The organism is Fibrivirga algicola (assembly GCF_011742925.1).
GTDB classification, from domain to species: domain Bacteria; phylum Bacteroidota; class Bacteroidia; order Cytophagales; family Spirosomataceae; genus Fibrella; species Fibrella algicola.
This window is the reverse complement of sequence record NZ_WAEL01000007.1, coordinates 428,919-448,055: the sequence shown is the minus strand read 5'-3', so window position 1 is coordinate 448,055 and position 19,137 is coordinate 428,919. Positions and strand designations below refer to the sequence as shown.

The window sequence follows — 19,137 nt, the reverse complement described above, 5'->3', positions numbered from 1 at the left end:
AACGGCAAACCAATAAATTACTTCGCCGAAACCTGGCCACGCAGTGCACGTGGGATTTCGATGCTGGCAACAGGGTTAGCTGCTTCTTCCAGCATGTCGATGCCGTTCAATTCGATCTGACCAACCCGAACAACTTTGCCCAGATCAAGTTTCGATACGTCGACGTCGATGTATTCGGGGATGTTGTCAACTGGTCCACGAACGCGCAGTTTCCGCATCCGGGTAACCAGTTTGCCACCTTTCTGCACACCGGGAGCTGTACCGTTCAAGCGAACAGGAATAGCTACTTTAACAGGCTTATCGGTTACCAACAGGAAGTCGGCGTGGATCAGCGAGTCATTTACCGGGTGGAATTGAGTTTCCTGTAAAATGGCACGGTACTCTGCGCCTTCGATGTTCAATGTGATGTCATACACATCAGGTGAGAACACCAACGGACGGAATAGAATGGCAGGAACTGTGAAGTGAACCTGCTCAGCGCCTCCGTACAACACACAGGGTACATTACCCTCGGCACGAATGGCTTGTGATTCCGTCCGGCCGAGATTCGCTCGTTGATACCCTACAATCTCGATTTTTTTCATGATGTATCACGGACTGTTGTCCGTATTTATTACTGGTAAAATGTGGTATTCAACCATCTACATCGCCGAGCCAAACAGGACTCGGGCAGCATCTAGTTAGTACCGTATAAAAAGTGAACTAATAGATTCGTGGTCACGGATACGGCCAATGGCTTTCGCGAATAGTTCCGCTACCGACAGTACCCTAATTTTTGGATTTGGCTGACTCAGTGGCAGCGTATCGGCTATCACTAATTCTTCCAGCACCGAATTGGCAATGTTTTCGTGCGCTTTGCCCGACATAATGGGATGCGTACAAATGGCCCGTACTGACTGCGCGCCCTTGTCGAGCAGAATTTGTGCCGCCTTGCACAGGGTACCTCCCGTGTCGATCAGGTCATCAACCAGAACCACATTCATGCCTTCTACATCACCAATTACCTGCATCGAAGCAATTTCGTTAGCGCGCTTCCGGTGCTTGTCGCACAGGACGATTTCGGCATTGAAGTGCTTGGCAAATGTGCGGGCGCGGTTGGCGCCACCAACGTCTGGCGAAGCAATGATGAGGTTTTCCAGCGCCAGACTTTTTATGTAGGGTACGAATACTGATGTACCTTCCAGATGGTCGACGGGGAAATCGAAGAAGCCCTGAATCTGACCCGCGTGTAAATCGATGGTCATCAGCCGGTCGGCACCAGCGGCGGCCAGCATGTTGGCGACCAGCTTGGCAGCAATGGCTACGCGCGGCTTGTCTTTTCGATCCTGCCGGGCATAGCCGAAATAGGGGATAACGACCGTTACGTAGTGAGCTGAGGCGCGGCGGGCGGCATCAACCATCAGGAGCAATTCCATCAGGTTATCGCCCGGCGGTGGAGTCGACTGGATCAGGAACACATCACAACCCCGAACTGACTCTTCAAAGCTGGGCGACATCTCGCCATCGCTGAAGCGGCGGCAGGTGTATCCGCCCAAGTCTTTTCCGTAATAGTGCGCAATTTTTTCCGCGAGGTACGTGGATTGACTGCCTGAAAAGATTTTGACGGGATTAAACGAAGCCATGTTGCGGTGCCTTAATTTCCCGCAAAAGTACGGATTTAATCGCAGGAAATCCAGCTTCGTTAGGCCATATCTTGGATATATGGCGCAACAATGCGCTTACGGTCCACCTTACCCGTTGCTGTTTCTGTAAATACAGGTACGTTATACAAGGATTTCGGTACCGCATATAGACCGACTGATTCGCGAACCGACTGCTGAATGGTTGCCCACTGGGTTGCGGTCAATTCAGTGTCCTCCAGAAACAAGACAACCCGCTGCCCAAGTCGCTCATCCGAAAGACCCGCCACAAAAAGCCGGGTTGTTAGCCCCCAAGCGGTTAGTTGTGTGTCAATCGCTCGCTCAACCGCTTCTGGTTGCACCTTCACGCCACCGGTATTGATGATCGAGTCAGCACGACCAAGCAACTGGAAACATACCTGACCAGTCGGCGACTCGGGTGTGACCAACTCGACCACGTCGTTAGTCTGAATACGCTCAAAATTAGAAGCCGCGGCAGTGATATGCAGACAGCCCCTTTCATCAACACCAACGTCAACGCCGGGTAATACTGTGAAGAGATCAGTTCGTTGGGTGCCATTCAGGCGGCGTATGGCAATGTGCGATACGGTTTCGGTCATACCGTAGGTGCTGTAAACGGGAGCCTCAATTACTTGAAGGGCTTCTTCCAGTGCAGGGCTGGTAGCAGCGCCGCCTACCAACATGGCCTTCATTCGGCTCAGAATCGGTAAGGCCACTGGCTCGCCGTGCTGATCCAGATCAGTAAGCATCGTTTGCAGTTGCAGGGGGACGAATGCCGCAAAATCAAAGCGCGTGCTGGCCGGATCGAACGTACCCAGCGGGTTGGCTGATGGCTCTACGATCGTTAGCTCCAGCCCAAGCACTTCGCCTCTGACCAGCATCATCACCCCGGCAACATAGCCTGTATTTAGGCAAACCAGGGCTTTGTCACCAGTCTGTAGGCCAAACGTCTGTCCGGTCAGGCGGGCCGAGGCTTCCATCTGGGCACGCGTTAAGTTGATTGGTTTCGGCGTTCCAGTTGAGCCCGACGTGTGAAGGGTGAATTGCAGCTGGCCGGCCCGCCAGTCGGCCAGAAACGGATGTTCGTCCATATTATCCCTTCACCCGAATCTCGCCGGTGGTTTGGTTGACGGTTACGGTGTAAGTTTTTAAGGCAACGGAAGCCGGACCGTTAATTACGGCGCCCGAGGTACTGAACATCGACATATGGGCGGGGCAGTAGAACCGGTTATTAGTTCCCTGAAACACCAGCGCATTCCTGTCGTGCGTACAGATCGACGATACCGCGATAAACTCGCCCGTCAGCGTCTGGGCAACGATCACATTCTGTTCAACAACGTACCCACCCTTTGTTTGTAGATTGCTGTAGGGACTGTTGGCCCAGTTCACCGTAAAATCGACCGTGGCGGCGGGGGCAGGGTCACCGCCGTCTGTACCGCAGGCAGCTATACAGTTGGTGAAGGCTATAAGGCCAATGCTTGTACCAACCAGTCGCACAAAATCAGTGCGTGTCAGGATGGTGGCAGGTGTGGGAGCAAGTGGATTTTCCATAATACTGGCGTCGGGATGATACCCAAATTAAGTACTTTTGTGGCATAAAACCGTATCTGAACGGTCTGACTTTATCAGCAACACCGCCCGAACAATCCCACAGACAGGTGGTTACTAACACAGTATGGAAGAAGCCAAAATCGTCAATCCGATTTCGCCCGATAAAGTGACGGATCGGCCCGGACTGCTTGAATACGCGCACACGGCGGGTGGAGCGATCATTCGGCCGGAAGACAAAGGCAAAATAACCGGCCGTGCCGTGGCGGCTATGCGTGAGCAAACCGACATGCAGATCGCGCAATTGTATAAACAGATGCAACTGCTCGCCGAACAAGCCACGGCTATTCGTAACCGAGTTGAAGTATCGGAGCGGATTTACAGTGCGCAAATGAGCTTCGAGCCCGTTATTGGTCATACCTACTACTTTTACCTCCGCAAAAACGGTTCCGACGCCCTGTCAATGATTGCGCCGCACGAATGGGGCCGCAAATTTCCTTTTGAACGCTGCGTGGCTACCGTTCGCATGCTTGCCGACCATACCTGGGACGTTACTTATCACGAAGTACAATTTAGTGACTAACTGCTTGATTAGCTGACTGACTACGCTTCACTTATGCCAGCTTGCTGGACAGTCATGTATAATCAGGCAGTCAGTCACTCATTCACAACATGAGCACATATAACTGGCAACCGATCCGCGAGTACCGCGAGATTAAGTTTGATCACTTTGAGGGTATCGCTAAGATCACCATCAATCGGCCACACAAGCGCAACGCATTTACACCTTTGACGGTCAAAGAAATGTCGGAGGCGATGGAAATTGCCCGGCAGGATGAGCGCATCGGCGTAATTATATTAACTGGCGAAGGCCCCGACGCATTTTGCAGTGGCGGTGACCAGTCGGTACGGGGACATGGCGGCTACATTGGCGAAGATGCCGTGCCGCGCCTTAACGTGCTGGATTTACAAATGCAGATTCGACGCAGCTCGAAACCGGTAGTCGCTATGGTGGCTGGGTACGCCATTGGCGGTGGCCACGTGCTGCACGTCGTCTGTGACTTAACTATTGCCGCTGAAAATGCCCGCTTTGGCCAGACAGGACCAAACGTCGGCTCATTCGACGGCGGGTTTGGTGCCTCTTACCTGGCGCGGGTTGTTGGTCAGAAAAAAGCCCGGGAGATTTGGTTCCTTTGCGATCAATACAATGCTCAGGAAGCTTTAGACATGGGGTTGGTCAACAAAGTTGTTCCGCTGGACAAACTGGAAGAGACCACCGTAGCCTGGTGTCAGAAAATTCTGGAAAAAAGTCCAATTGCACTCCGTATGCTGAAAGCATCGTTCAACGCGGAGCTCGACGGTCAGGCCGGGATTCAGCAATTGGCCGGTGATGCTACACTGCTTTATTATTTGTCGGACGAAGCTAAAGAAGGAAAGAATGCTTTCCTCGAAAAGCGTAAACCCGATTTCAGCAAGTTTCCAAAATTCCCTTAACAGTAGTTTGGCGTGTATGGGTTTTGGGTTGATGTTGCGATGCTTACTTGCATCGCAACATCAACCCAAAACCCATACACGCCAAACTTTCTTTTTATGAAAGTTGACGTATTGTGCATTGCGGCCCACCCCGACGATGTAGAGATGACGAGTGCCGGAACGGTATTATCGCTGGTAGACCAGGGTAAAACAGTCGCTGTAATCGACCTGACCCAGGGGGAGCTTGGCACAAGGGGGAGCGCTGAAATTCGATTGCAGGAAGCCGCTGAAGGAGCGCGAATCATGCGGTTGACGGATCGCCAGAACATGGGCTTCAGAGACGGTTTCTTCCGGAACGATGAAGAACACCAACGGACTCTTATTGCCTGGATTCGGCACTACCAGCCATCCATTGTATTGACAAACACCGTCGAAGATCGCCACCCCGATCACGGCCGTGCGGCAGAGCTGGTCACGGATGCCTGCTTTTATAGTGGCCTTCGTCAGATTCAGACTACCGACCCCATTACCGGGGAATTACAGGTAGCGCATCGGCCCGGCTACGTTTATTACTTTATACAGGACCGTTCGCTCATGCCTGATTTTGTCGTTGATATAACGCCATACTGGGAGCAGAAACTGGAAGCTATCAAGGCTTACAAAAGTCAGTTCTTTAATCCTGAAAGCCCCGATCCGCAGAGTTATATATCTGGGGAGCCGTTTATGAAGTTTCTGGAATCACGTACCCGCGATCAGGGGCACATGATTAACGTTGAGTTTGGTGAAGGATTCATCAGCAAACGGATGCTGGGGGTGGCGAATTTGTTTGATCTCAAATAAGGAATCTATAACAACGAGTGAACAGACAGATAGCAGGTTCATAACCCTGCTATCTGTCTGTTCACTCGTTGTTATAGATTCCTTACTCTAGGGCGAAACCCGTTCGATCTGCCACGTACCTGCCTCAAGGCGGTAGCGAATCCGGTCGTGCAGGCGGCTTGGGCGCCCCTGCCAAAACTCAATGCTATCCGGGATGACCCTGAACCCACCCCAATGTGGGGGACGGGGAATTGGTTTCCCCGCAAACTGAGCCTCAAACGTTTCCTGCTGCGCAGTGAGCACATCACGTCCTGAAATAACTTCGCTCTGCTGCGACACCCAAGCGCCAAGCTGACTACCGCGTGGGCGACTGTTGAAATAAGTGTCTGATTCAGCTTCCGAGACCTTTTCTACCTGGCCCTCAATCCGCACCTGACGCTCCAGCTCAGGCCAAAAAAAGGTAAGCGACGCCACTGGATGCACCGCCAGCGACGCAGCCTTTTGGCTATTGTAATTCGTATAGAATGAGAAGCCGGTTGCATCAATCCCTTTTACAAGTACGATACGACCTTCTGGCCGCCCCTGGGCGTTTATTGTTGCCAAATGCATTGCATTTGGCTCATGAACGCCAGCGGCAAGTGCGGCGTCGAACCACTGCTGAAACTGAGCAATCGGATCGGGCAAAACATCGGTCTTATCCAGACCATTTAGCGTGTAATCTTTACGCAAATCGGCAATCGGAACTGTCATAATGAGTGTGCGCAAGGGCAATGTATGAGCTAGCTGTGCAGATGCCACGGCTGTTCATTGCTGCCTGTATTAAGGTACGGTACGAGAGTATCAACTCTCAGGTATAGGGCAAAGGGTTGTCTTGTTTAATTGGTTCCGTTCTGGATTAGCACCGTTAGGTGAAGAAACAGATCGTAACTAATTAGAAACTGGCTCCATGCCAAGAACGGGAATCCTTAAATACGTATGGCCAATTACTGAAAGATAGGGTGCAGTCAGTTTATTTAGATTGTTTGGAGGTCAGCATGATCTAAATGGCTACTGTCATATGGTAGTTTGACCCCTACGACGTAGATTCTCTATGTGTGTATTCCTCAGCGCAACCACCATTCTTTTCGACAAGGTACCTGATGGGAAGAGTTCAGAAAGGGTACATGGGTCAGGTAAAATGAAATACATTGACCTATACACCCGCATACAAGGAAGGTCAGCCAGCCAACGTTTACTACTGACTTAGGGCGCATCCGCCCTGAGTTTAGTATGGCTCCGTCCGTGAATTTGTAGCCCAATTGGTGAACATAAAAAACGCCTGGGCAGTTAGCATTGTTCAGGTGTTTTAGTTGTGTTCAGGTACGTTCGTTTTACTGAACCGAGGCTAAAACATGACTGAAACAAAGCGCGAAATTAGACGAAGAAAAAGCTTTCGCGCCCCACATACAAATGGTCAAAATGCGGCTTACTAAAAGAATAAGCAGTTTTGGTTCCGTTTGTGTACTTTTGCAAAAGTAATTGGTGCGTAACCAACATGACAAACGAAGAACAGCAAATCGACCGGCCTGAGGAAGTGAGCCAGCCTGACAACCACCAGCCGGAAACGACTACGGCGACCGATGAGGTCGCTTCAACGCCCGTATCGGAAACTGACGAAGCCACTGTGCCTCCGACAGCCGAAGCCCCTATCGCCGAACAGCCCACCCATGCGGTTGCTGACGAGGCGGTAGCAGAGCCCGCTGCCGAACAGCCAACTGCCGACGTGACTGATACAGTGCTTACAACAGCCACCAGCGAAGCCGCTGAGTCTGATAGCCCTGAACTAGCTGTAGCCGATGCGCCCGCTGCTAGTGACGAACCTGCTACAGAAGCGCTACCCGTGGATGACCCTGCCCAGGCTGGTCTGCCAGAGACTACATCGGGAGAAGAGGAACCGACGGTGGCGGCTGAAGTTACCGAAGCAAATTATGGCGAGGTAGAGACTGGTGAGGCTGAAGAAGCCCCCGCTCAACCCGCCGTTGATTATAGCAACTACTCAAAGCAGGAGTTGGTTGACGTGCTCGATCAGACCCTGAATGGCTTAAAGGCCGAGACTGTGGCTCCTGGTTTGTTCCGTCAGGCCGATGATGTGTTGAAGCAGACCAAGCCGGTGATGGATCAGTTGAAACGGACTGAACGTCAGGCTGCACTTGCCAAATACGTTGAAGATACTGGTGCCGAAGAAGGATTCCAGTTCCGAACCGATGACCTGGCTATTCGCTACGAAGACCTGTACAAGCAGATTAAGTCGCAGAAAAACACGTACTTCCAAACGCTCGATAAAGCGAAAGATTCGAACTTCAACGCTAAGACAGATCTACTTCGCCGACTCCGTGAATTGGTTGAGTCAGATGAATCGAACGCTGGAGATGCCAAAACGAGTTGGAATGGATTCAAGGCCATTCAGGATGAGTGGAAAGCCGCTGGTAATATCAACTCGCCACACAATGCAACACTCTGGGCTACTTATCATGCCCTGGTTGATCGCTATTACAGCAACCGGAATATTTATTTCGAGCTAAAAGAGCTGGATCGTAAGAAGAACGCGACTCAAAAAGCGGAGGTGATTGACAAGGTTGAGGCTATGGTGAAAGCGTACGCTGAAAAAGACGTTACGCGCCAGACAATCGACGATGCCAACGCGCTGTTTGAAGAATATAAGCACATTGGTCCTGCCCCAAAAGCCGAGCAGGAAGTGCTCTGGCAGCGGATGAAAGTGGCACTTGATGCCCTTTATGAGAAGCGTCGCGGTCAGAATGAAGAGAACCGGAAAGAATCATCGCAACTCTACGAAGAGAAATCGAAGATTTACGAGGAACTGGTTCCACTTACTTCGTTCACATCGTCGGGTATCAATGACTGGAACGACAAGACCAAAGAGGTCATGGCAATTCAGGACCGCTGGAATGCCATTAAAGGGCCAATGCCTCGTGAAGAAGGCAAAGAGCTTAGCAAGAAATTCTGGGCCGCGCTGAAAACATTCTTTGCCAACAAAGGCGAGTTTTTCCGTCAGCTGGAAAGTAAGCGTGAAGAGAATTTGAAAGCGAAAACGGACCTGTGTGAGCAGGTTGAGGCGATTCTAGCCGCTGGCGACGAGTCAGCTGATGCTACCCAGCGTGTCATCGAGTTTCAGCGTCAGTGGAAGAATATTGGCCAGGTACCTGAGAAACAGAAGAACAGCATTTTTGAGCGTTTCAAAGCGGCGTGCGACGCGTTCTTCGACAAAAAGCGTAACCGTAATCAAGATACCGACCGTGAGTTCGAGGCTAACCTGAGTAAAAAGGAAGACTTGATTGCCCGGATCGAAGCATCAGCTACGCAAAGTGCTGACCTGTCGCAGTTAAACGCCTTTAAAGAGGAGTGGAACAGCATTGGATTTGTACCCAAAAAAGATAAGGAGCGCATCCAGAAAGGTTACATAGCAGCTATCAACGCGCTGGTACGTGCCAATGGTGCGCTATCGACAACGGAGAAAGAACGGGCTATTCAGGATAATGAAGCCGAAGTGTCTCGGTTTGGTGGTCCTCGCGGTGACCGTGGCGCGCGTTCAGACGCTCCCCGTGGTGATCGTGGATCGCGCGATGGCGGTAACCGTGGACCTCGGCAGGGCGGTGGCGAAGGGGCAGCCCCTCGCCGCGATAGAGGCCCCCGTGAAGGAGGTGGGTTCCATGGAGGTCGTGATGGCGGCCGCGATAGTGGTGGTTATCGCGACAGTGGCGATTACGCCGCCTACCGCCGGAGTAGTGAAGGAAGTGGCAGCGAAACCCGTCGGCGGATCTCTTCGCTTGAGAATGACATTGCGACCTACCAAAATAACATCGAGTTTTTCGCTCGGTCGAAGAACGCCGATCAGTTACGGGCTGATATTGAGAAAAAAATTGCTGATGCACAACGTCAGATTGAGCAGCTCCGGAATCAGGAGTAAGACAATCAGCTAGTTATAAAAAAGAGCAACTAATGTTAAATTAGTTGCTCTTTTTTTTGCGTCGAACGCTTGCAGAAATACTCTGAAACGCCTACTTTTGTATCACGATTCGCAGGAAGCATAGCCATAGCGAAAAGAAAAAGCCTCCATAGCTCAGCTGGTAGAGCAACTGACTTGTAATCAGTAGGTCGTTGGTTCGATCCCGACTGGAGGCTCTAAAATTCAAGCCGTTACGTTTATTCGTAGCGGCTTTTTTATTTGCCTCGCCCGTAGCCCTAGCCCACAAAGAAGCCCGATCGCAGAGCATATCAAGCTTGGTCATTTATAAAGTATGACTCGCTATGAGTCAATGAAAAAACGCTGGCGACTACGTACTGGTTTACACCGAACGTTTCTGGTCCATCCTAAACGATTCAGGCGCTATATCTCAGCAGTTTGGTGCCCCAGCGTTCTGACTAAAAGTAGGGTTGCAGTCTGCAGCCTAACCGTAGCGCATACCGGACAAATAGTGTGGGGATAGACGGAGTCTAACCGCCAGTATTAGTACGAACGCCAGGGTTACAGTCTGGTGCTTAGCCAAGTACAGCCTGAGCTAATAACACATACTAACCAAAAAGCCAGCCTATTGTAAAACAAGCGGGCTTCCCGTCGATGGCTTCGAAAAGTTGAGGCATCAGGAATCCGCCTGCTCAGGTGAGCAATACAAACAATCCCAATTTTGACCCTGCATTTTCAGGCTGCAAGTACAAGGTACGTTCAGGAATTTATAGATGTAGAATGTGCTTTATACTTGCACAGGCACTCCTACGCCTTACCAGCCACTAGCTGCTCTTCCGTTATGCCAATGATGGAACATTCTTCTGTGACATACGGAGGGGCATAGTTTACCGTCGATGAGCATGCCGTGAAGAATGCTCTACTCACCGCCTATTTTTTGACTAATGGCTGTCATCGACGGCTCTTGGCTGTAGATAATTCACAAAGGCTGCTAACCATGGCAGGGGTGGTTATAGCAGTGGGTTGCCTACGAGTAACGGAGGGGTAAGGTTGTTAATTGGTCGTAAAAGTAGCGAGGTCGAATCCAAGGAGGTGGGACAAACGCAGACCTTTTTCTGGCACCAAGTGAGGCACTATGTCTTACCTGATGAGAGTCCAAAATTCAGTTATGCAATCGCCTAAAAACAGGTGAGCACTGAATCTAGACGAAGTTCTTTCTGCGAGCGATTGCCATTGGTAAAACTTGGTTTGCCCTCGCTAATTTGTACCCTGCAAATGTCTCCTGCCGACGCCTTTCCCGTTGGATACTTTTATAAAGACTTTATATAATTGCGCACATCCCCCCTCGATAGGACAGATAGGCGTACTAACAAAAAAAGCCTACCAGCAGAGCTGGTAGGCTTTTCACCTTATCCACACCTTAAAACAAAATTTTTAAATCGCTTTACGAGGTAAGAGATTAAACTGTCTCTTCTTATTTCTTACTGTCTGATGATGGAACGGCAAACTTGATAAAGCTGTCAGTCAAGTTTCTCTCCACGATCTGGCTGGCTACGAACAAGTAGTTACTAGCCCGTTGCCAGCGGTAATACAGGGCAAACGCCTGTAGTTTCTTGTTGAATATCGAAGTTGGTACATTCTCGACATTGAGTTGTTGGTAGTAAGTAGTGCCCATAGGTTGAATAGTTGAATATAAGTAATTACACTACAGCAATAACTACACCAATTTATACACATGGTAACTTCGTGGTAAGCTAATTACTTCGGCCATTCGACTCATTTGCACCTGTTTAAACACCCAATTTCGCACATCACATCTATGAGAATACCGCAGCGATGGTACGTTTTCCAGCATAAGCCTAACTACCTCTTGACTATCCTTGTAGTCTATATTGTTTATAGTCAGAAACCGTATAGTTCTTCGGTAGAGCAGCTGATTTTAAGTTGACCCATACACATGCATAGATGGCGCGTCTAAAGATTAGTTTAAGGAATAGCCATTTTAATATCTTTAATGTTTAGTTAGTAGCATATGCTTATGGTATTTTTACATTTATATTACCTAAATACCTACTTATGTATCCATCCCGAATGCCAGATGCGGAAGCAAATCGATTGGATGCACTTGGTAGTTATAATATACTTGATACCCTCCCCGAACAGGACTACGACGAAATCACGCAACTTGCATCGCAAATCTGTCAAACACCGATCGCCCTCATCACGCTAATTGATGCTAAACGACAGTGGTTTAAATCCAATCATGGATTTCAGATCTGGGAAACACCACGCGAATTCGCCTTCTGTGCCCATATCCTGATGAACCCTGATGAAACGTTAGTTGTCACGGATTCACGCCAGGATGACCGATTTGTCAATAACCCCTTGGTTACTCAAGACCCGCAGGTTATTTTCTATGCCGGTACCCCGTTGGTAGATGAACAGGGATTTGTTTTAGGATCGCTATGCGTGATCGATCAGGAGCCTAAAGAACTCACTCAGGCACAACTGTCAGCCCTTAAGATTCTAGCCAAGCAAGTCGTCAATCTGTTGATACTGCGCCGACAGAACAAGAAAGTCATGGAGAGCGAAGCTCAATTCCGCTCTACTATGCAGGAAGCTCCAATAGCCACTGCTCTTTTTACTGGCCGTGAACTGCGGATCGACTTGGCCAACGACTTAATGTTACGCTATTGGGGAAAAGATTCTACCGTATTAGGAAAGTCGTTGGCTAAGGCAATGCCGGAATTACAGGGTCAACCGTTTTTACCAATCATAGAGACCGTCTATACGACCGGAGTACCCTATACCGCTCAAGGTGTGCCGACAGATTTAGTCGTCAACGATACCTTAACTACTTATTATTTTGACTTTACCTACAAACCGTTGCGCAACGCCAAGGGGCAGGTATATGCCGTGATGAACATGGCCGTTGATGCGACCGACCGGGTGATCGCCCAGCAACAGATTGACGAGGCTCAGCGACAGATTCTGCAATCCTTTGAACAGTCACCCGTGGCGATTGCTCTGTTGGACGAGCACGAACTGACCTTTCGCATGGTCAATCCGTTCTATGCGCAGTTAGTGGGCCGCACACCGGAACAGCTTGTTGGAAAGCCCCTCTTGGTTGCCTTACCCGAACTGAAGGGACAGGGTTTTGATCAGCTTCTGCATCAAGTCATCGCATCGGGACAGCCTTATGTGGCTCAGGAAATAGCGGTCACTCTTATCCGTCGAGGCCAATTAGAACTTATTTACGTAGATATGACCTATCAACCCCGACGCAGGGGTGATGATCAGACCGTGGGTATTTTGGTTATCGCAACTGACGTAACGAGTCAGGTCAAAAGCCGTCAAAAACTCGAACAGGCGCAGGAACAACTAACCAGTGCAGTTGAACTGGCTCAACTGGGCAACTGGGCCATTGAGGTAGCCAACATGAACCTGACTTTTGATGAACGCGTGGCTGAATGGTGGGGCTATGAGAAAGACGTCGCGGTGGCACAGGCCTTCAACTTTGTTCATGCCGATGACCGCAAGCGGGCAGAAGCCGCGTTTATTCAGATTAGTCAGCCAGGAACTGAGCCCACCAATCAAGTTTCGATTGAATACCGTATTATCAACCCGAAAACGGCCCGCCAACGTACGTTACGCGTCTTTGCTCAAGCTTATTTTGACCCGCAAGGGAAACTGCTCCGAATTATTGGTACGTCCTTAGACATTACCCAGCAACGCGAGCAACAGATAGAATTGGAACGTCTCGTGCAGGAACGGACGCAGGAACTGACGCAGGCCAACCAGGATCTTCAACGGTCGAACGATAATTTGCGGCAGTTCGCTTACATTGCCTCGCATGATTTACAGGAGCCGCTGCGCAAGATTCAGTCGTTCAGCTTATTACTAAGCCAGAATTACGAAACTCGACTAGATCCTGCAGCTTTCGATTACCTGAGCCGGATAACGGCAGCAGGGTCCAGAATGTCTTTGCTGATTAGGGATCTATTGAATTACTCACGTATCAACACCCGGCAGCAAAGCTTTGGATTAGTTTCGCTCAATGCTATTCTGGCCAGCGTGTTGGATACGCTATCCTTGGACATCGTGGAACGTAGGGCGCACATTGAGGTAGATGACTTGGCGTTTGTAGAAGGGGATGAAACTCAGTTAGGTCAATTGTTCCAAAATCTACTCTCCAATGCAATCAAGTTTACCGCTGCCGGTAAGCAGCCTCAGATCAGCATCACTTATAGATCATGCAGTCTCCACGAGCTGCCGTCGGGAATTTATCCCACGAGCACTACCCAGTACTACCACCAGATCAGTATCAAAGACAACGGAATTGGCTTTGATCTAATGCACCTGGATCGCATCTTTCAGGTTTTTCAGCGGCTACATGGCAAAAATAACTATCCAGGTACGGGGATAGGACTAGCCATATGCGAGCGCGTTGTTGCTAACCACCGCGGAGTCATCACAGCTCATAGTGAACCCGGTACAGGAGCCACATTTTACGTTTATCTGCCTAAACAAATAGAATGACTTTGAATGACTTTCTCGTCTTGATACACCTCCGCGACTCCTACAACTGGCCACCGAGCAGCCTATCCGTCTACTCAGGAGCCAGAACAGAACTAAACAGCTTAACAACAGCGAAGATCACCGATCGAAGCGCGTACCAAAATAGCACCTTCATTAGCTAATAAAGAGTTAGTAGGCCTTTTTCAATGAGCAGTAAGTCCAGTGGCCATTAAAACAAAACGGACAACGTTGCCCCTTTATTGGTAGCTTTAGGGACCGGCTAAACATGGAGTCAAAGCTACCTACTTAGCCTGTGGATGTTCGGGCATAAATGAAGTGTTCATTAACCGTTTTCTGTTAGCACGTGTCTCTTTCCTCACAAGCCATTTCAGGCTCACCGGATCACACAGATTCGTTAAGTACACGTTATAAACGGGCTAGCAACTGGCTAAGCTATCTGGTTGGTTTAATCGCTTTTCTGGCTTTAGTGGGTTGGCAGCTGGAGCTTGATTTTTTGAAACGTCCCCTGCCAAATTTGGTTGCCATGCACCCGCTAACGGCAATTTGTTTGCTGGCAATCAGTGGCTCTCTCATACTGACGAATCATTGTCGGTTCGCCTTAGGACGAAGCCTAGCCGGTATTCCCCTGTTGATTGGCCTGCTTATGCTAATCAAGCGGCTCACTGGCTGGGGCCCCAACTTACATTCGCTCTTTTTCAGCCAGCAGCTTCAGGCCGATTCAGTCGGCAATCTCTCTAATCTGATGGCCCTGCACACGGCTTTCTGCCTGCTAGTGTTAGGTGTGGTGCTAACGGGACTTGGCGGATCCGGCCGGCGCATACGCGTAGCTCAAGGCCTGGCCCTTCTTGTTGGCGCAATAAGCTTGCTAACGCTGTTTGGGTACACCTATGGGGTGCAGGCTTTTTATGGTGCACTGGCAAGTTATCCGATGGCCATTCATACGGCAGGCTGTATACTGGGACTTTCCCTGGCAAGCCTATTGGCTAGGGCTGACCAAGGTTTTATGATTCAGATCGCTAGTCCACTCGCAGGAGCACGTTTCGGGCGTTCCCTGCTGGTAGTCGCCCTGATAGTGCCAGTGGGGGTTGGACTGCTGGCCCTGAATGGGTATTGGCGTGGTTTATTCACTACTGAGTTGGCCATGGCTTTTTTCGCTGCGGTATTAACGACAATCCTGGTGGCACTCATCTGGTATAACATCCGCCGGTTGAACCAGACCGATGCACAGCAACAGCAGGATGCGGCCACCTTACGCCAGCAGGAGGAACAGATTCAGTCTATCTTCGGGGCCGCTCCTGACGCTGTTTTGGTGTTCGATCAACAAGGGCAACTGATTACCTGGAATACACAGGCTACCCACGTGCTGGGGGTAAGTCAGCAGACTCAGCACGTAGGCAGCCTGTTTACACCGGCCGCCTACATTGATTTTCAAAGGAGCCTGGCGATTTTGAAGGTTACCACTGACCGTTTCAAAAACCTTAGTCTTGAGTTGACCGCCCTAACACCTCAGCAGCAGCCTTTCCCAGCCTCGTTGAGTCTCTCCCACACGCAGGTGCAGGGCAAGCCTCTGTTTATCGGTTTTTTACGGGATATAACTCAGCAGCGGGTAGCCGCCCAGCAGTTGCAGCAAGTGAATGCCGATTTGGTACGTTCCAACACGAGTTTACAGCAGTTTGCCTCCGTGGCTTCCCATGATCTGCAAGAACCTTTGCGTAAGATTGAGTCATTTGGCGTCCTGTTGAAAAACCAGCATAGCGACCAGCTAGGCGACGGGGTCCTTTATTTGGATCGCATGCAAACCGCCGCCCGCCGCATGGCAACACTGATCAGAGACCTGCTTACTTTTTCTCAAATCAATACCCAACCAACCAGCCAGCAGGACGTGTCTTTGAAGCAGTTATTGCGGACTGTCATCTCAAACCTGGAATTGTCTATTGAAGAAGCTGAAGCGGTCGTTGTGGTTGATGACTTGCCCACGGTTGGGGGGGATGCATCCCAGTTGGGCCAGTTGTTTCAAAACCTGCTCTCAAACGGACTTAAATTTCGCCGTCCTGGTGTCACCCCCGAACTCACTGTTCGCAGTCGATCGGTGGCGGCGGCTGATTTACCAGCCCATGTTAAGCCGGCCCTCGAGGTGTCCGCATACACATGTATAGAGGTGACAGATAACGGCATCGGTTTTGACGAACAGTATTTGGACCGTATGTTTCAGATGTTCGGGCGGTTGCATGGGAAGCAAGCCTTTGCTGGTACTGGGATTGGTCTGGCGATTTGTGAACGGGTTGCAGCCATTCATGGAGGGGCAATCACGGCTAGCAGTCAGCCTGGCCAGGGCGCAACCTTCAGCGTGTATTTGCCTGTGCAATAAATTAGTCTAACTCCAACCCGGTGAAAGTGGGAATTTAGATAGAATCGGCGACGTGGGCGGGCTATAACGGGTAGCGAGCCATCTCTCACACCGCAACAAACAAAAGGCCGCTCGATATATCGAGCGGCCTTTTGTTCGTTGTCTCTTATTAAAACGAATCGGATCGTGGATGTAACATTCACGATCCGATTCGTTTTAATAAAAATAGCCTAATGCCTGTTCCAGGTCGGCGATCAGGTCTTCGGCATCTTCGATGCCTACACTGAGTCGAATAAGGGTGTCTTTCAGCCCGTTTTTCTCCCGCTCTTCTTTTGGAATGCTGGCATGGGTCATGCTGGCGGGATGCGTACAAAGTGACTCGACGCCACCGAGCGATTCGCCCAATGAAAATAACTTGATGCTTTCCATGACTTTGATGGCCTCGGGATATGAATCGCCATGTAGTTCAAAAGAAAGCATACCACCAAACCCGCGCATTTGTCGAGCGGCTAGCTCGTGGCCGGGGTGGGTTGGCAAACCCGGGTAATGTACCTGACTGACCCGGGGGTGTTGTTGCAGGTACTCGGCTACGCGCTGGGCATTTTCGCAATGGCGTTGCATCCGAATATGAAGCGTCTTGATACCCCGCAACGCCAGGAAACAGTCCTGAGGACCTGGCACTGCGCCACAGGCATTCTGGATAAATTTTAGCTGCGACGCTGTCTCGTCATCATTGCAGATGATCGCACCCATCACTGTATCTGAGTGGCCCCCCAAGTACTTAGTTACGGAGTGAACGACCACATCTGCGCCCTGATCGAGTGGGTTTTGCAAGTAGGGTGAAGCAAACGTATTATCGACAACCAGCCGGACACCCCGTGACTGGGTACGTTCGGCAATGGCCTGAATATCGACGATGCGCAGTAGCGGGTTGGTTGGCGTTTCAATCCAGACCATTTTTGTCTTCTCCGTCAACGCCTCGTCCAGATTGGCGGGATTATCGAGTGACACGAATTTAAATGTCAGGCCGAAAGGCTCAAAGACGCGGACCATTATCCGGTACGTGCCCCCGTAAAGGTCGCTGCTGGCAATGATTTCATCGCCGGGTTTGCAGAGCTTCAGAATGGCGTCGGTGGCCGCCAGACCTGAGGCATAGCAAATACCATGCTTTCCATTCTCCAGGGCCGCCAGATTGGCCTGAAGGGCATCGCGGGTTGGGTTCTGAGTACGGGCGTATTCGTACCCTTTGTGTTTTCCCGGCGACTCCTGCACATAGGTCGACGTTTGATAGATAGGTGTCATAATCGCCCCTGTTGTGGGATCGGGATGCACACCAGCGTGAATGGCTTTGGTTCCAAAGTTCATAGAAAGGGAAGTTCGAGGCGGCGCAGCTTAATAGTACCAGGCACCAACCTTGCTTTATGCCGTTACTGCAGCCAGTAGGTCAGCCTGGGTGATTACATGGATAGTATCTGAATCATCACGAACGAGGAGTGCCCGGTTTTCGCGGTCAATTAATGACGATAGTACGTCGAGTGTGTTGTCGAGCCCAACGAACTTGAAGGGTTTGTCCATGACCGTCTCTACGGGCTGATCTTTCACCGATGGATCGTCGATCAATAGGGAGAGTATGGCTGAATCGGTCAGGCTTCCGACAATATGACCGGTTGAGTCGGTGACGGGCATCTGCGAAATACTTTGCTGATTCAGGATCTTGATGGCTTGACTTACAGGTACGTTGCCAGCAATGGTTGTTAGCGAACTATGTCCGTTGCGGCTTTTAACGATGTCGCGAGCAGTCGCAAACTGACGCGATTCCAGAAAACCGTGGTCTTTCATCCAGGTGTCATTGTAAACCTTGCCCAGGTAGCGAGTACCGTGGTCGGGAAGCAGAATGACCAGAATGTCGTCTTCCTGCAGGTGTTCTTTCGCCCATTCGAGTGCACCGTGCACTGCCGAACCGCAGGACCAACCGACAAAAAGTCCTTCTTCGCGGGCTAACCGCCGCGTCATAATCGCCGCATCTTTGTCGGTTACCTTGATAAAATGGTCGATAATAGTGAAGTCGACGTTCTTTGGCAGAATATCTTCGCCGATTCCTTCCGTAAGGTAAGGATAGATTTCGCCTTCGTCGAAGACGCCCGTCTCTTTATACTTCTTGAAAACGGAGCCGTAGGTGTCAATTCCTATTGAAACGACCGTTCCGTTCTGCTCCTTTAAAAATTTGCTGGTGCCGCATATCGTGCCTCCAGTGCCAACGCCAGCTGCAAAATGAGTGATACGACCATCGGTGTCCCGCCAGATTTCAGGGCCTGTTGTGGCATAGTGCGCTGCGGTGTTCGACAGGTTATCGTACTGGTTCGGGTATAACGCATTGGGAATCTCACGGCTCAGGCGCTTCGCTACTGAGTAGTAGGAGCGGGGGTCGTCGGGCGTAACATTCGTTGGGCAAACGATCACCTCCGCGCCAACAGCCCGGAGGATGTCAATCTTCTCCTGCGACTGCTTATCGGCCATGGTAAAAATGCACTTGTACCCTTTGCCGATCGCCGCGAGTGCCAGGCCCATTCCCGTATTGCCCGATGTGCCCTCAATGATGGTGCCACCCGGTTTGATTAGTCCGGCTGCTTCGGCATCGTCGATCATTTGAACGGCAATGCGATCTTTTACGGAGTTGCCCGGATTAAAATATTCTACCTTGGCCAGCACCGTGCCACGGATGCCCCTGGTTACTTTGTTGAGTTTCACGAGTGGGGTGTTGCCAATCGTGTCAATGATGGATTCGTAGTAGTTCATGATGAAGAAAAGTT

14 protein-coding genes and 1 tRNA gene are annotated in these 19,137 nt (G+C 50.4%); 7 read left to right on the top strand and 8 right to left on the bottom strand.

The annotated features are described in order from the left end of the window. Positions 1–17: 17 nt before the first annotated feature. The 4 genes from F7231_RS19995 to F7231_RS19980 form a co-directional block, all read right to left on the bottom strand. Complete coding sequence (locus tag F7231_RS19995; RefSeq protein WP_085413879.1) at positions 18–584, bottom strand: 50S ribosomal protein L25/general stress protein Ctc; 567 nt, start codon at positions 582–584, stop codon at positions 18–20. Between the two features lie 96 nt (positions 585–680). Next, entirely contained in the window at positions 681–1,622 is a 942-nt protein-coding gene (locus F7231_RS19990; protein WP_085413880.1) for a ribose-phosphate pyrophosphokinase, read from the bottom strand. 59 nt (positions 1,623–1,681) lie between these two features. Continuing rightward, positions 1,682–2,731: an AMP-binding protein gene (locus F7231_RS19985; protein WP_166693290.1), complete on the bottom strand. Its 1,050-nt coding sequence runs from the start codon at positions 2,729–2,731 to the stop codon at positions 1,682–1,684. A 1-nt stretch (position 2,732) separates the two neighbouring features. Then, positions 2,733–3,191: a QcrA and Rieske domain-containing protein gene (locus tag F7231_RS19980; protein WP_166693289.1), complete on the bottom strand. Its 459-nt coding sequence runs from the start codon at positions 3,189–3,191 to the stop codon at positions 2,733–2,735. Positions 3,192–3,315: 124 nt separating this feature from the next. On the opposite strand from F7231_RS19980, the gene F7231_RS19975 reads away from it, so the two are divergent. The 3 genes from F7231_RS19975 to bshB1 all read left to right on the top strand — a co-directional run bounded on the left by F7231_RS19975 (position 3,316) and on the right by bshB1 (position 5,501). Beyond that, positions 3,316–3,771, top strand: coding sequence for a DUF2452 domain-containing protein (locus F7231_RS19975; protein WP_166693288.1), 456 nt, complete (start codon positions 3,316–3,318; stop codon positions 3,769–3,771). Positions 3,772–3,860: 89 nt separating this feature from the next. Beyond that, the gene (menB, locus tag F7231_RS19970; protein ID WP_166693287.1) at positions 3,861–4,682 is read left to right on the top strand and encodes a 1,4-dihydroxy-2-naphthoyl-CoA synthase; all 822 of its coding nucleotides are present in this window, start codon (positions 3,861–3,863) and stop codon (positions 4,680–4,682) included. A gap of 96 nt (positions 4,683–4,778) precedes the next feature. Further along, entirely contained in the window at positions 4,779–5,501 is a 723-nt protein-coding gene (bshB1, locus tag F7231_RS19965) for a bacillithiol biosynthesis deacetylase BshB1 (protein ID WP_166693286.1), read from the top strand. Positions 5,502–5,588: 87 nt separating this feature from the next. On the opposite strand, the gene pdxH is transcribed toward bshB1, so the two are convergent. Then, a complete protein-coding gene (gene pdxH, locus F7231_RS19960) occupies positions 5,589–6,230 on the bottom strand; it encodes a pyridoxamine 5'-phosphate oxidase (protein WP_085413886.1) in 642 nt (213 codons plus the stop codon). A 784-nt stretch (positions 6,231–7,014) separates the two neighbouring features. Here pdxH and F7231_RS19955 point away from each other — a divergent pair. Beyond that, positions 7,015–9,444, top strand: coding sequence for a DUF349 domain-containing protein (locus tag F7231_RS19955; protein WP_166693285.1), 2,430 nt, complete (start codon positions 7,015–7,017; stop codon positions 9,442–9,444). Between the two features lie 142 nt (positions 9,445–9,586). Then, positions 9,587–9,659 (top strand) — tRNA-Thr (locus tag F7231_RS19950). A gap of 1,256 nt (positions 9,660–10,915) precedes the next feature. Here F7231_RS19950 and F7231_RS19945 read toward each other — a convergent pair. Beyond that, positions 10,916–11,116, bottom strand: coding sequence for a hypothetical protein (locus F7231_RS19945; protein WP_085413888.1), 201 nt, complete (start codon positions 11,114–11,116; stop codon positions 10,916–10,918). Between the two features lie 401 nt (positions 11,117–11,517). On the opposite strand from F7231_RS19945, the gene F7231_RS19940 reads away from it, so the two are divergent. After that, positions 11,518–13,980, top strand: a complete 2,463-nt coding sequence (locus tag F7231_RS19940; RefSeq protein WP_166693284.1) for a PAS domain-containing protein — start codon at positions 11,518–11,520, stop codon at positions 13,978–13,980. Between the two features lie 523 nt (positions 13,981–14,503). Continuing rightward, complete coding sequence (locus F7231_RS19935) at positions 14,504–16,348, top strand: sensor histidine kinase (protein ID WP_166693283.1); 1,845 nt, start codon at positions 14,504–14,506, stop codon at positions 16,346–16,348. A 195-nt stretch (positions 16,349–16,543) separates the two neighbouring features. On the opposite strand, the gene F7231_RS19930 is transcribed toward F7231_RS19935, so the two are convergent. Both F7231_RS19930 and F7231_RS19925 read right to left on the bottom strand, forming a co-directional pair. Then, a complete protein-coding gene (locus F7231_RS19930; protein ID WP_085413890.1) occupies positions 16,544–17,692 on the bottom strand; it encodes a cystathionine gamma-synthase in 1,149 nt (382 codons plus the stop codon). A 54-nt stretch (positions 17,693–17,746) separates the two neighbouring features. Continuing rightward, positions 17,747–19,123, bottom strand: a complete 1,377-nt coding sequence (locus F7231_RS19925) for a cystathionine beta-synthase (protein ID WP_166693316.1) — start codon at positions 19,121–19,123, stop codon at positions 17,747–17,749. Positions 19,124–19,137 lie beyond the last annotated feature (14 nt).

What these genes read in the sequence shown, in the direction of transcription:
- F7231_RS19930 (WP_085413890.1), bottom strand. Translation starts at nt 17,692, where the DNA reads ATGAACTTTGGAACCAAAGCCATTCACGCTGGTGTGCATCCCGATCCC.
- bshB1 (WP_166693286.1), top strand. Translation starts at nt 4,779, where the DNA reads ATGAAAGTTGACGTATTGTGCATTGCGGCCCACCCCGACGATGTAGAG.
- F7231_RS19940 (WP_166693284.1), top strand. Translation starts at nt 11,518, where the DNA reads ATGTATCCATCCCGAATGCCAGATGCGGAAGCAAATCGATTGGATGCA.
- pdxH (WP_085413886.1), bottom strand. Translation starts at nt 6,230, where the DNA reads ATGACAGTTCCGATTGCCGATTTGCGTAAAGATTACACGCTAAATGGT.
- F7231_RS19935 (WP_166693283.1), top strand. Translation starts at nt 14,504, where the DNA reads ATGCACCCGCTAACGGCAATTTGTTTGCTGGCAATCAGTGGCTCTCTC.
- F7231_RS19990 (WP_085413880.1), bottom strand. Translation starts at nt 1,622, where the DNA reads ATGGCTTCGTTTAATCCCGTCAAAATCTTTTCAGGCAGTCAATCCACG.
- F7231_RS19945 (WP_085413888.1), bottom strand. Translation starts at nt 11,116, where the DNA reads ATGGGCACTACTTACTACCAACAACTCAATGTCGAGAATGTACCAACT.
- F7231_RS19980 (WP_166693289.1), bottom strand. Translation starts at nt 3,191, where the DNA reads ATGGAAAATCCACTTGCTCCCACACCTGCCACCATCCTGACACGCACT.
- F7231_RS19975 (WP_166693288.1), top strand. Translation starts at nt 3,316, where the DNA reads ATGGAAGAAGCCAAAATCGTCAATCCGATTTCGCCCGATAAAGTGACG.
- F7231_RS19995 (WP_085413879.1), bottom strand. Translation starts at nt 584, where the DNA reads ATGAAAAAAATCGAGATTGTAGGGTATCAACGAGCGAATCTCGGCCGG.
- F7231_RS19985 (WP_166693290.1), bottom strand. Translation starts at nt 2,731, where the DNA reads ATGGACGAACATCCGTTTCTGGCCGACTGGCGGGCCGGCCAGCTGCAA.
- F7231_RS19925 (WP_166693316.1), bottom strand. Translation starts at nt 19,123, where the DNA reads ATGAACTACTACGAATCCATCATTGACACGATTGGCAACACCCCACTC.
- menB (WP_166693287.1), top strand. Translation starts at nt 3,861, where the DNA reads ATGAGCACATATAACTGGCAACCGATCCGCGAGTACCGCGAGATTAAG.
- F7231_RS19955 (WP_166693285.1), top strand. Translation starts at nt 7,015, where the DNA reads ATGACAAACGAAGAACAGCAAATCGACCGGCCTGAGGAAGTGAGCCAG.